The sequence below is a fragment of the Capnocytophaga leadbetteri genome (assembly GCF_003054025.1).
Taxonomy (GTDB): Bacteria; Bacteroidota; Bacteroidia; order Flavobacteriales; family Flavobacteriaceae; genus Capnocytophaga; species Capnocytophaga leadbetteri.
On sequence record NZ_QBKG01000003.1, the window covers coordinates 13,283 to 27,695 of the forward strand.

The following is a 14,413-nucleotide window of genomic DNA, read 5'->3' on the forward strand; positions in this document are numbered from 1 at the left end:
ACAAATTAAGAATTTATGATAAAGAACTTTATAAACAGACCGGTGCTATCAACGGTTATTTCCATCTTGATAGTTATCCTAGGGGTGCTGGGTATTGTCTCGTTACCTGTATCGCAATACCCCGACATTGCGCCTGTTACCGTATCGGTAAGAGCTAACTACGGAGGGGCGAATGCCGAGACCGTACTCAAATCAGTAGTAATTCCTCTTGAAGAGCAAATCAACGGGGTAGAAAATATGGACTATATCGTATCCTCTGCCTCTAACAGCGGGGCTGCCAATATCACTGTATATTTCAAAAACGGTACTGACCCCGACAATGCTGCCGTATTAGTGCAAAACCGCGTATCGTATGCTAACGCTATCCTTCCTGCTGAAGTAAAACAAGCAGGGGTAACGGTAGAAAAGCGCGAAGCGGGTAACCTTATGTTCCTCACTTTCTTCTCAGAAAACCCTGATTTTGACGAAGTATTTTTAGAAAACTACCTTAGTATTAATGTAATTCCTGGTTTAAAACGTATTACAGGGGTGGGTGATGCTGAAGAGTTTGGGGGCAAAAACTATTCTATGCGTATATGGCTCGACCCTCAAAAATTGCAAGCCTATAAGCTCAACCCTACTGAAGTAACCGCTGCTATCTCTTCTCAAAGTTTGGAAGCTGCTGCTGGTACTTTAGGGCAAAATAGTGGTAGTTCTTATGAATATACTATCAAGTACAAAGGAAAATACAACAAAGTATCAGAATACGAAAATATCGTACTCAAAGCCCTCGAAGGGGGACGTATACTCCGCCTAAAAGATGTAGCTAAAGTAGAACTCGATGCGCTTGGCTATACCAGTTTTTCTGAAAGCAAAGGTCGTGCAGCCATTGCAATGGGTATTTCGCAAACCCCTGGAGCTAACGCTCACGCGGTAGTACAAAACATTGATAAGTACCTCAAATCTATTGAGAAAGACCTTCCCGAAGGAGTAACCTACTCTATCAACTTCAATGTAAATACTTTCTTAGATGCAGCTATTTCTAAAGTGGTTTCTACCCTTTTAGAGGCGTTCTTGTTGGTGTTCTTAGTAGTGTATATCTTCTTGCAAGATTTCCGCTCTACCCTTATCCCTGCTATTGCGGTACCGGTTTCTATTGTGGGTACTTTCTTCTTCCTAAACCTATTGGGCTACTCTATCAATATGCTTACCCTCTTTGCTTTGGTGCTTGCCATAGGTATAGTGGTCGATGATGCGATAGTGGTGGTCGAGGCGGTGCACGCTAAAATGGAGCAGACGCACGAGAAAGCTAAGCCTGCTACTATTTCAGCTATGAACGAAATTACAGGAGCGATTATCTCTATCACCCTGGTGATGGCAGCTGTGTTTGTGCCGGTTACCTTTATCGAGGGGACAACTGGGGTATTCTACAAACAGTTTGGGGTTACCCTCATCATCGCAATTGTCATTTCAGCAGTAAACGCCCTTACCCTCAGCCCTGTACTCTGCTCGCTTTTCTTAAAACCTCACGGCGATAAGGAGTACGAAGAGAAATCAGCTATAGGCAAATTCTTCCACAAATTTAACATTGCCTTCAATGCGGCAACATTGAAGTACGGACAGACTTTTACCTTCTTTTTGCGCCACAAATGGGTTACCTTAGTGCTTTTTGCTATTGCAGGGGGTGGTATTTACTTTGCTAATAAAAATATACAAACAGGGTTCGTACCTAACGAAGACCAAGGCTTCATCTTAATGGATCTTTCTATGATACCTGGTGCCTCTATGGAGCGTGTAGCCAACGAGATGCGCGAAGTAAGCAAAGACCTCAATAATATCCCTGGTGTAAAAGACTTTACTTTCGTTACCGGAAATGGTATGTTGTCAGGCTCTGGTAGCAACAATGGTATGGGCTTCTTCACCCTAAAACCTTTCGAAGAACGCTCTAAAGACCCTCGCCAAAGTATAGATGCTATTATAGGGCAGGCTTTTGCAGCTGCTTCTAAGATAAAAGATGCACAAATATTGTTCTTCCAGCCGCCTGCTGTGTCAGGTTTTGGTATGGGGGCAGGGGTATCATTTGCCTTACTGAATAAATCGGGTGCCGATGTTACAGAAATCAATCAAACAGCCCAAGAGTTTATGGCGGCTCTCAATGCTCGCCCCGAAGTGAAGTACGCCCAAACCTCTTTCAATACCAATTACCCTCAATACCAAATGGACATCAATGTAGAGCGCGCTATGCAGTCGGGTATATCAGTAAGCGAAATCCTTTCTGCTCTACAAAACTATATTGGGGGCTACTATGCCACCGACTTTACCCTCTATGGTAAGCAATTCCGTGTAATGGTACAAGCTTTACCTGAAGATCGTAAAGATGTAAATAGCCTCAATGGTATGTTCATACGTACAGGTAGTGGCGAGATGGCACCGCTTTCAGAATATGTTACTATGCAAAGGGTATTTGGTCCTCAGGCGATAAGCCGTTATAACCTCTATACTTCAGTAGATATTTCGGCAGCCAATAATGAGGGGTATAGTACCGGTGATGTAGTAAAAGCTGTTGAAGAAGTAGCGGCTCAAACCCTTAACGCCAACTATGGCATTGATTATACAGGGCTTACCCGCGAAGAGCAAAACGCAGGCTCACAGACTATCATCATCTTTATTCTCAGCTTGGTGTTTACCTACTTTATCCTTTCGGCACAATACGAAAGCTACCTATTGCCGTTATCAGTGCTAATGTCGTTACCATTTGGTATTTTTGGGGCATATCTGGGGCAATGGCTCTTTGGTTTGGAAAACAACATTTACTTCCAAATCTCACTAATTATGCTAATGGGGCTTTTGGCTAAAAATGCTATCCTGATAGTAGAGTTCGCGGTACAACGCCGCCGTATGGGCGAGAGCCTCTCTAAGGCAGCAATCAATGCCGCTATGGCGCGTTTGCGTCCAATCCTGATGACTTCATTTGCCTTTATCGTAGGACTTTTGCCATTAGTATTTGCTACAGGTGTAGGAGCTGCTGGTAACCGTTCAGTAGCTACCGGAGCCGCTGTTGGTCAGCTTATTGGTACTTTCTTCGGATTGGTAGTAATCCCTGTGCTTTTTGTTATCTTCCAAGACTTACAAGAGCGCATAAGTGGTCACCGCCACAAAACCGACGAAATATTCGCTACCCCTACAGAAGAATACTAAAATAAAGACAAAAAATAAAAAACAAAAAAGGTTATTACAGCAAATACTGTAATAACCTTTTTTATTACCAAACTAACGACTAACGACTAAAAACTAACAACTAAAAATTGCTAATTGACAAATTATTCGTACCTTTGCCGTACCGCTAAAAGATATAATACGATGAGCGAATTAAGTGTCAATCACCTTTTAGGTATTAAGTATATCACCGAAAAAGATATACAACTGATTTTCGAAACGGCTGACCACTTCAAAGAGGTTATCAACCGCCCTATTAAGAAAGTGCCTTCATTACGCGATATTACCATCGCCAACCTTTTCTTTGAGAACAGCACTCGCACTCGCCTCTCTTTTGAGCTGGCTGAAAAGCGCCTTTCTGCCGATGTGATTAACTTCTCGGCTTCGCAATCATCGGTTACTAAGGGCGAAACATTAGTCGATACGGTCAATAATATCCTTTCAATGAAAGTAGATATGGTAGTGATGCGCCACCCCAACCCTGGGGCTGGAGTCTTCTTATCGCAGCACGTCAAAGCCTCTATCGTAAATGCCGGCGATGGAGCGCACGAGCACCCTACCCAAGCCCTTTTAGACTCTTATTCTATTCGCGAACGATTAGGCGATGTTGCAGGCAAAAAAGTAGTAATAGTAGGCGACATACTCCACTCTCGAGTAGCCCTTTCTAATATATTTGCCTTACATAAACAAGGAGCTGAAGTAATGGTTTGCGGGCCTAAAACGCTTATCCCTAAATACATACACGAGCTTGGCGTAAAGGTAGAAACTAATTTGCGCAAAGCCTTAAACTGGTGCGATGTAGCCAATATGCTGCGCATACAAAACGAGCGCTTAGACATCAGTTACTTCCCCTCTACACGCGAGTATGTACAGCAATACGGACTTACCAAAGAACTCTTAGCCTCTCTCGATAAAGAAATAGTGATTATGCACCCAGGCCCTATCAACCGAGGGGTAGAAATTACCAGCGAAGTAGCCGATAGCCCTCAGTCTATTATCTTACAACAAGTAGAAAACGGAGTAGCGATACGTATGGCAGTAATATACTTATTAGCATCTGTTAGCAAGTAGCCAAATAGCTAATCTCTTCTAATTCTAATAGTAATAAACGCAAACGCCAAAGTCGTAAAGAAAGAAAACATCGCATACACAAGGGCAGGTTTGGTCATTGGGGCATTGTGCATCAGAGTGCCCGCTACAAATATTGCCAAAACTGTGTTTTGCAACCCTACCTCTATACTAACAGTAGTAGATTGTATACCCGATAGTTTGAAGAGTTTAAGGGCTATAAAATAGCTAAGTATCATCGAACTAAGGTGCATCAGTAAGGTAGTAGGCAATAAGCGTATAATTTCATCTACTGATATGCCGCTCCCCCCAGATTCTTCCCCTGCAAAGAACTTGATAAGGAATACTACCCCCAATAAGAGGGTATTAATTACTTTTAGCGGAAACTTAATCCGATGAGCTACATTAGGAAAATAGCGATTGAAGAGCAAACCTAAAGTAGCTGGGATAATAACTATTTTAGTCACCTCCCACACAGTATTAAGAATAGGCAACGATACTTCAGTATGCCCGCCCATAAAGGCGGCTACTGCCCAATTAGATAACACAGGTATAGAGACCAATATCAGCAGACTATTGATAGAAGTAAGAGCTACTGCCAGAGCGGTATCCGCTTTTATGAGATAGCTTATAAAGTTAGAGGTAGTACCCCCTGGACAAATAGCCACGATAATAAGCCCTACTTTTTCAGCAGGCGAAAGGTCAGCTACCGCAGCAATAATAAAAGCACAAATAGGCAAAAACACCATTTGCAAGAAAAGCCCCAAGTAAAGGGGCTTTGATTTTCTAAATATATTTTCGAAATCAGCAAAGCGCAACGAACTGCCTATCGCAAAGGTGATAAGCATCAGCACTGCTGAGAGTAGGTAATCAATAAAACTCATATTTTATATCTTTTTCATTGTTTAAGTGGCAAAGATACAAAACTATTAATAATTAACAATTAATTATTGACTACCTAACGTATAAAAATCCTTTTTTCTCTTCTAATGTATTATTTTTGTAGTATCGCAGTATATAGAAATAGGTACCTGCCAATGCTTTTTTGCCTATTACGTTTTTCACATTAGCATAACCTCTAAATACTTCAGGATTACCATAATCAGGGTTTTCATACACTTTTAGTCCCATTTCATCAAAAATAATCACATAGATAGGTCTGTTTTCATCTGTATTCTCTACTTTGAAATAGTTATGAGAATTATGAGTTGAAACCCCATTATAAATAATTACCTCCGAAACCTCAGGGTTTGTTTCCGTTGGTGTACTCACCGTTGGTGTACTCACCGTTGGTGTACTTACAGTTGGTGTACTCACTGTTGGTGTACTTACCGTTGGAGTACTTACCGTTGGTGTGCTTACTGTTGGACTACTTACAGTTGGTGTACTTACAGTCGGTGTGCTTACTGTTGGACTACTTACTGTTGGACTACTTACAGTCGGTGTACTCACTGTTGGACTACTTACAGTCGGTGTACTCACAGTTGGACTACTCACAGTCGGTGTACTTACTGTTGGAGTACTTACAGTCGGTGTAGTTACTGTTGGAGTACTCACAGTCGGAGTACTCACAGTCGGAGTAGTTATAGCAGGATTAATAGTAATCACCTGTATATAACGGTTTTCATTATGAGCATTATCCTCTACAAACCATACATAGGTTACCTCTTTCTTTTTACCTTTGTCATCATATTTACTACTTTCACTTGATACTATAGGTAATACACCATCGCAGTTATCAGTAGCAGTAAGGTTTTCTTTGAAAGGCACTTGATCCTCACTCTTCACTATCATACTTTTAGGATAGGATGATAGTTCTGGCTTCTGAGTATCTCTTAGCAAAATTTGCTGAGTGTGCCGAATTGGCAATGCATTATCAGCATATGCTATCCAAGAACGAGTGAGTTTATAAGCTTTTTTATCCCCTTCAGTCATTTCTTCTTCATAGTCTATACGGATATTATCTGCTCCTTCAGCCTTTACCGTTGCTTTTTCGGGTATTTCTCCTTTACATTGTACGTGCATATCTTTAGGCAAGTCTCCTACAAAATGCAAACTATTAATAGGTGCTTCTTTTTCGTAATAGATAAATTGCTGAGCGGTAGCTTTATCACCACAACCATTAGTAGCTACCCATTGGCGTAACAGGTAAGTATCGTGAGGTTCTTCCGATAGAACTATATTGATACGTCCTCTTTTACAATAGCTTTCAGCTGTAACATTCGGAGCTGCAGGTATAGCATTTTTCTTCACTGTTATTGTAGGCTCTGGCAAATTCTTAAAGGTAATATCAGGGCTGTGCATATCTAAAGTGCCTGGGGTATCTCTACTCACAGCATAGGCTATGTGGTTGAGTACTTCTATTTTGAAAAGTCCTTCTACAAAAAGAGCGCTTCCCTTCCAACCTTTGGCTTGCGTTGGGAAAATAACAGTAGCTTTACCATTGTTAGGAATTCCATCAGCTAACACATATTTATAACTCTTTCCATAATCGTCTGAAAAGAGAATACGCACCTTGCTATCTTCACCAAAGATATTTTTATCAACTCCCCAAGTGAGGGTAACATCTTTTCCTCGTTTGTATTTTCCCGCACTACTTTTGCTTACATTAATTATTCTAAAAGGAGTACCTCCTACTATATTCACTTTGGTTTCATACACATCGTAAAGAGGCACGTGGGGTTTTCCATTTTTATAAGCCCCCACTTTCCCATCACATACTCCCAACCAAAAAGTAAACTCTCCTGTTTCTGTGGGTTTTGTAAATTTGAAAGGAACAGCTTCCCATTCATTGCTTCTATTCTTTCTATATGGTTGATAAAACTCTATACGGTTACTCTCTGTAGGTCTGTTAGAAGGAAAACGAGCTTTTCCAAATATCTTAAAGTCAGCTTGGTGTGCCATATAAAGTAGCGGGTCGCCATCAGGGTCGCTGGCTTCTATATCAAACTGAAAGTAAGTATTAGGTGGTAAGGTATAACTCTTTTTCAACTTCGCACGATGTATCACTGGGGCACGATTGTCCGATACCTCTCCGTAGGGTATATTCGCTTGTGGTAGTCCTACCAATTGGGTACGTGCTTTATCGCTATAGTAAGCATCGTGTAGGTTAGTACGATTGCGAATAGTGTAGATAGAAGGCAACGAAAAATAAGTCCCATAAGGGTCATTAATATAACTCATTATCGAGTTTCCCCTATCAGGCTCTGTAAATGACGAAGCCGTTTGTCCTCCGATAGTAAAGGTATGTGCCGAACCCAATAGGTGTCCGAACTCGTGAAGAATGATATAAAACTCGTGGTTAGCAATACAACCTCCTTTTAGTTTCCCTGTGATTTCACCCAGATGCGCCAATCCACGATTGTCTTTATATACCGAAAATACTATACCCGCATCGTAGTTTTCTTCACCTATAAGGGTATTAAAATCGCCTGTAGCTCTCTCAACTACCGTTCTTACTACGGGAAAGTCATACACTTCTTTTTCTTTAGTAGTGATGATAAGGCGTGGGTCGTTTACCAATTCAAATTGACAACCTATCTCCCTGCCACACACTTCATTCAGTCCTGCTTGCACTTCTGTCATAAAGGCTTTTACCTTGTTCATATCACTGCGGCAATGTCCTTTGTAAAAACTGTAATCTATAAGCATTGCCAAGCGGTACGTTCTCATTACATTAGTGTTGTATAGCACTCGTTCGTCTTCTGATGGCAAGGCTACTTCAGCAAGAGCTACACCTCGGGCTGTAGTGCTTGTTTTTGGGGTAGTAGTGGTACCCATATCAGTATTACAATGCCCATCAGCACAAGTACCACAACTAAACTGACTCTTTTCGGTACTAATCTTTAGTATGCCTTTTTCTGTACTCAGAAAGTAAGCCTTCCCTTCGTGCCACACTTCACCCGATATAGTAGAAGGAGCTACAGAAATACTCCCTGCAAAAGCCCCTTGGTCGTAGGCTACAAAGGTGCGAAATCCTTCTTGAGCAAGAGAGTTATGGCGCTCATACCACATAAGGGGTATGCTTTTCCCTTTTACGGGTAACTGCCATTCTACAGCGTTGTTTTGCTGAAATAAGCGTATTACAGCAGCTGCATTTTGTTGTGCGTTTATGGTTCCTATAAATAAAAACCATATTAATAGTCGTAATATTTTCATTTTGCTAAATATTTAATTGTCAATTATTATCTGACATATAAGTATCCTTTTCTGCTTTCTAATTGTCCGTTTTTATAATACGTAATGATATAGAAATACGTCCCTGCCAAGGCTTTTCGCCCGCCTATTATCGTCCCCATATTAGCCATACCTCTAAATACTTCTGTCTTTCCATAGTTATTATTTTCATAGACTTTTAGTCCCATTTCATCAAAAATAACTACTGAAATTGGTTGATCAGTATCTGTATTTTCTATTCTAAAGTAGTTAGCAGGGTCTGTTGTCGAAACTCCGTTATAGATAATAATCCCTTGTGTCGGACTACTAACCGTCGGTGTTGTCACTGTCGGAGTGCTAACCGTTGGTGTTGTCACTGTAGGGGTACTAACCGTTGGTGTTGTGACTGTCGGAGTACTTATTTGTGGTTTAGGGTTTATCAAAATAGTTTGAGTATGCACTATACTATTACCACAGCTATCAGTTGCTTTCCACAAATATACCACCTTATTATTTTCTTTACTTACCAAAGGCGTTACTTGCAAATTCCCAGCACAGTTATCTTTAGCGGTAAGCGTCTTAGCTTCAGGCAGAGTGGCTCCTTCTTCTATAATTACATCTTTAGGCAAAAACCCGACAAAAGCAGGAGCTTTATCATCTTTCACTGTGATGAATTGCTCAAAACTTACTATTGTATTGCACTCATCTCTAAAAGAGTAAGTGCGTTTTAGGATATAGTAGTTATCACATTTCTTATTAGTTTCTTCTTGTGCAATAGCCTGAGTAACTCTACCGCAGCCGCCTTCTGTCTCTATCTTGGCTGCAGTAGGTATTGCATTAGCACAAGCTACTGTAATGTATTGAGCAGGTAGGCTACTTGCTACTAAGGTCAGCGGCGTAGGGGCATTTTTGTTCTTATCAATCATAAAGCCGCCTACGTGATAAGGTTTGGTGCACGAAAGAGCAAAAGCCAAACCATCTATCACTTCTATTTTGATAACACCTTGTCCTCTTTGTTTGCCAAAATGTCCGTGAGTAGTACCTATATTGATATTGGGGAGTATCACATCGCACGTTCCATTATTATCAGCGGTCTCTTTCAATATGTATTTATAAGTCTTCCCCGAGTCGTCCGATAACAATATCCTCACTTTACTATCTTTACCAAAAATATTTTCATCTACTTGCCAATGTAGGGTGAGTAACTGCCCTCCTTTGTAAGTGCGATTTTGTTCCCAACTACCATTGTCAAAGTTTTGTATTTGAAAAGGTTTCCCTTCAGCTATTTTCACTTTTACTTCCTCCACATCATATTTCACCACGTGGTTGCGGTCAGCTCTGTTATGGTCAGCAGCAGCCAACCAAAAAGTAAAAGTACCAGGGGTATAATTTAAAGGAGAAGTAGCAGCTATTGGCATAAAAGTATTGCGTTCTTTCTCAAACCAAGTAGTCTCAAAGCGTATATTACCATTGGTTTTCCCTTTGTAAGTCATAAAGCGGGCGTTTGAATTAGTAGAGTGAAAACGCCTATCTGCTTGGTGCGCTATATAGGTAATGGTATCATTTTCAGCATCCCTTCCTGTTAGGTAAAACTGAAAGTAGGTATCTTTCGGAATTACATATTCTTTCTTTAAGTGCGAACGGTCAAGTACAGGAGGCTGGTTATTACTCTTCACCCCATACACAAGGTTAGAGCCGGTACCTTCCACACGTTTGCCAGCTACTTGAGTACGTGCTTCATCAGCATAATACGCCATCGAGTTACCTAAAAATCTGCGTATAGTTTCCAAACTTATCAATGAAAAGAAATCACGAGGGTACTCGTGTCCATAACTCATAATCGACTGACCTGAGCCTATTTCTGTTTTGCTAGTATAGTTTCCTCCGTTAGAAAAAGTATGGTCTGCCCCAAACATATGTCCTATCTCGTGAGCAATGGTAGATGGTTTTATAGGGCGTGCCGCCGCATTTGCCTTATTATGTTGTTCATAAGCCGAATAAACAGCTGCCATACCATTATATTTCTCCCTATAATCAGTCAGAATAACTGCCAAATCATACTTTTTAGGGTCATAATGTTTGTTAAGGGTAATCGTACCATCATTTACCACATCATTAGCCCGACTGCCTCTGCCAAATAACTGATTTTCTGTAGTAGTGAAGATAAGTGCTTCATCATCTACCAAAGTAAAATCTACCCCTACATCATTGCGGTATAATTCATTTATAAAGGCAATGGTAGCATACCAAAATGCCTTAACCTTATTTACATCCCTATTAAAATATTTCGAATTGTAAATGCTGTAATCTACCGGAAGTGCCAATCGGTAGTGCCTAAATACGCCATCGGTGTGAATAAGAGCATCAGGGTAAAGCGAATTGTATATTTCTGGTTTCTCAATGGGTGGGTCATTCTTATCTTCATTGCCTTCATAGTATTGTCTACGTGTAAGACTTTGTTTTTCAGAAGAATTTTGTACGCCACAAGCTTTTGAAGATTGGTCTTTTTTTATGCTAACTACTCCTTTTTCTGAAGTCTCTAACAGATACGAATTGCCTTGATAAAAGATTTCGCCAGTAGCATACTCCTTACTAAGGGTTATTACTCCTACGAAATGGTCTTGATAATAGCCTACAAAACTACGGAACTCTCGAGGTTGAGAAGTAACTTTTCGCTCTTGCCATTTGATAGGTAACGACGATGCGTTAGGAAGAGATACTGCCCAGCTAATAGGTTGAGGCTGTGAAAAATAATTGAAGAGTTCTTGAGTTTTTTGTTGCGCATTGGCGGCTTGCAAACCTATAACCAATGCGCAACAATAATATAATATTGCTTTCATTACTGATATTAGTTTGACGGTGCAAAGGTACGAACTAAAAATCAATTAGCAAGCTAATTATTATAATTTTTGTTAATAATATTATTTTATTTAATAATTCTCAGGTCTTTAGAGTAAGACTACCTGACGTACAAAAATCCTTTTGCGGACTCTTGTTTGCCATTTTTGTAGTATTTAACTATATAGAAATAGGTACCTGCTAAGGCTTTATTACTACCTATTACGCTTTTTACATTCGGATAGCCTCTAAATACCTCTCCCCTTTCCTGATAATGGTCGCTTTCGTATACTTTAAGTCCCATTTCATCAAAAATAATCACCGAGATGGGACTATTAGGGTCTGTATTCGCTATACGGAAGTAGTTATTAGCATCATCAGTAGATACTCCATTATAAATAACCACTTCAGCAGTATCATTAGATGCAGGAGGTACTACCTTTTTAGGAGTAATTGAAATAGTCTGAGTGTGTACCGCCTCATTACCGCATACATCACGTGCTACCCATTGGTAGATAATTTTAACACGTTTGCCCTCTTCATTAAGTTCTTCTCTCATTGAACGTTTAACCGTTGGCGCTCCAGCGCAAGTATCTTCTGCCGAAATACTTTTTTGTAGAGGAATAGGATCGCCCTCTTCTATAGTAATATCTTGTGGCAGAGTTCCTACAAAAGTAGGCGGTATGTTGTCAGCTACTTTTATGGTTTGAGTATGCGTTAGCGTGGTGCAACCATCAGTTGCGGTAAAGATACGGAATAAGGTAAAACGATTATCGCACAGCACTGCTGTTTTCTTCTCTTCCATACGATAACTCACACTCGCACAGCCCCCTGTTGTGGTAGGCATTACTGCTGTGGGCACTTCCTTAGCACAACTAAGGGTAAGGTCTTGTGGCAAAGTAGTAGCTACAAATGCCAAAGGAGGAGTTGCTGCTTTAGGTGTGAAGACAATGGTCTGAGTATAAACTGCCTGATTGCCACAAGCATCTTTTGCCTTCCATATATACAACAATTTGCTTACTTTACCATTCTGTTTCACCGTCTGCTGTGTGGTACTTACTGAAGCACTTCCACAGTTATCTGCAGCAGTAAGTACTACTTGTGTAGGGGTAACGTTAGCCTCTTCTATAGTAATATCCTGCGGAAGAGTTCCTACAAAAGTAGGCGGTATGTTGTCAGCTACTTTTATCGTTTGAGTATGCGTTAGCGTGGTACAACCATCAGTTGCAGTAAAGATGCGCAATAAGGTAAAACGATTATCGCACAGCACAGCGGTTTTCTTCTCTTCCATACGATAACTTACACTCGCACAGCCCCCCGTAGTGGTAGGCATTACCGCTGTAGGCACTTCCTTAGCACAACTAAGATTAAGGTCTTGTGGCAAAGTAGTAGCTACAAATGCCAAAGGCTCAGGAACAAGATTGTTGTCTTTTTCAATAGTAAAGCCTCCTGTTTTAGGATTATAATCTGTAAGCGCAAACGCCACCCCCTCTATTACCTCTACTTTTAGCACTGCCTTTGAAGTATTGATATTAGGCAAAGTAACCTCTTCAGCACCATCATTAGCCGTTTCAGCCAAAACAATATGCTTAAACGTTTTCCCTAAATCATCTGACAGCAGCACACGCACCTTTGTGCCTGCAAAAATAGCGGCATCAACCTTCCATTGCAGCGATATTTTCTCACCACCTTTGTATTTATTTTTAGGGGTAGTAGTAATTTCAAAAGGCGTTCCTTCTTTTACAGTAACCTTTGTTTCTGCCAAATCATATTGCACTATATAATCGGCAGCCTGCTGAGGTTGAGCATCACTTACCCCCAACCAAAAGGTAAAAGTACCCGTTGTCTGATGAGCTAAACCGCTATTAGCCAATACATTTCCAGAATTTTCGTTATACTCTGTTTTAATAGTAACAGGGTTAGCGGTAGTAGGTTTATAAATAGCGTACTGCGTTACAGGGGTTTCATCTGCATTGCGTACATCGTGCTGATTTACAGCATATAGCAAGACGCTGCTATCAGGGTCAGTAGCGGGAATATAAAACTGAAAGAAAGTACCTTTTGGAATCGTATAATGATTTTTAAGCTTGCTGCGGTCTATATGCGGAGCTTGGGTAGCAAAAGTCTTATCTTGGGCTTTTGCGGGTACTTGTGTCAATCGTTGGCGTATGCGCTCTATGCTCGATAACGAGAAAAAATCACGAGGACTACCATAGCTCATCACCGAAGTACCGCTACCGAGTTCTGTTTTTTCGCTATCGTAGGCAGCCGAGCCTTTATGACTGCCAAAAGTGTGCCTACCGCCAAATAGGTGTCCTATTTCGTGTGCTATGACTTCTTTAGTAAGTACAGCTACAGCATCAGCTTTGGTATTAGGTTGATAAACTCCTTCAAGATAGGCCAATCCTCTGATACCACTTTGCTGAGAAGAAGTATACACAAGAGAGATACCCACATCATAGCTATTCTCTCCTATAAGACTATTGATAACGATTGTAGAATTATCCTTAACGTAACTAGCATTGCGAGTGCTGGCAAAGGTTTCTTTTGTTACATCTTTAATGATAAGGCGTTCGTCATTCACCACCTCAAAGCGTACCCCTAAATCGCGCATATACATTTCGTTAAGAAAAGCTTCAGTGTCCGCCCAAAAAGTTTTTACTTTTTCTATCTTACTATCAAAATAGTATCTACTGAATGTGCTATAAGGGATGTGCATTGCCAATCGGTATACCCTTAGCACTTGGGTATTAGCAATCTTCGGTTGCGCTTCTTCAGCAGCTAAAACCGGTCTTGCGTGAGCGCTATGCCTATGAGGTTCTTTATCCTGATTGCCACAGATACCTTGTTCACTTTTATAAAATACCAATTGTCCTTTACTATCGGAAATTTCGTATGAAGTCCCTTGATAACTAAAACTCCCCGATACAGCCTTCCCTACCGAAAGAGAAGCCACAAAGTCTCCTTTATAGTAACCTACAAAACTCTTTATTCCTTCTTTTGCCAATGAAGTAGGGCGTTCTTGCCACTCAATAGCAATCCCCTGCTGTGCCGACACCGCTTTCAGCCATTTGCTCGCCTCATTCTGTGCTTTCCCTAAAAAAACACACCCTACTAATAATGCTATTGTAATAATATTCCTCATAATTCTTGTTTT

At 40.7% G+C, this 14,413-nt stretch carries 6 protein-coding genes; 2 read left to right on the plus strand and 4 right to left on the minus strand.

Going from position 1 to position 14,413, the window contains the following annotated elements; genetic code table 11:
* Positions 1–15: 15 nt before the first annotated feature.
* Together C8P65_RS04065 and C8P65_RS04070 are read left to right on the plus strand one after the other, a co-directional pair.
* Positions 16–3,177, plus strand: coding sequence for an efflux RND transporter permease subunit (locus tag C8P65_RS04065; RefSeq protein ID WP_107781560.1), 3,162 nt, complete (start codon positions 16–18; stop codon positions 3,175–3,177).
* A 162-nt stretch (positions 3,178–3,339) separates the two neighbouring features.
* The gene (locus C8P65_RS04070) at positions 3,340–4,266 is read left to right on the plus strand and encodes an aspartate carbamoyltransferase catalytic subunit (RefSeq protein WP_107781561.1); all 927 of its coding nucleotides are present in this window, start codon (positions 3,340–3,342) and stop codon (positions 4,264–4,266) included.
* A gap of 8 nt (positions 4,267–4,274) precedes the next feature.
* On the opposite strand, the gene C8P65_RS04075 is transcribed toward C8P65_RS04070, so the two are convergent.
* The 4 genes from C8P65_RS04075 to C8P65_RS04090 form a co-directional block, all read right to left on the minus strand.
* On the minus strand, positions 4,275–5,147 hold the full coding sequence (locus C8P65_RS04075) for a bile acid:sodium symporter family protein (protein ID WP_107781563.1): 873 nt from the start codon (positions 5,145–5,147) through the stop codon (positions 4,275–4,277).
* Between the two features lie 70 nt (positions 5,148–5,217).
* Positions 5,218–8,421, minus strand: coding sequence for a M12 family metallo-peptidase (locus tag C8P65_RS04080; protein WP_107781565.1), 3,204 nt, complete (start codon positions 8,419–8,421; stop codon positions 5,218–5,220).
* A gap of 26 nt (positions 8,422–8,447) precedes the next feature.
* A complete protein-coding gene (locus C8P65_RS04085) occupies positions 8,448–11,258 on the minus strand; it encodes a M12 family metallo-peptidase (protein ID WP_107781567.1) in 2,811 nt (936 codons plus the stop codon).
* Between the two features lie 119 nt (positions 11,259–11,377).
* On the minus strand, positions 11,378–14,401 hold the full coding sequence (locus C8P65_RS04090) for a T9SS type B sorting domain-containing protein (RefSeq protein WP_107781569.1): 3,024 nt from the start codon (positions 14,399–14,401) through the stop codon (positions 11,378–11,380).
* Between the last annotated feature and the right edge of the window lie 12 nt (positions 14,402–14,413).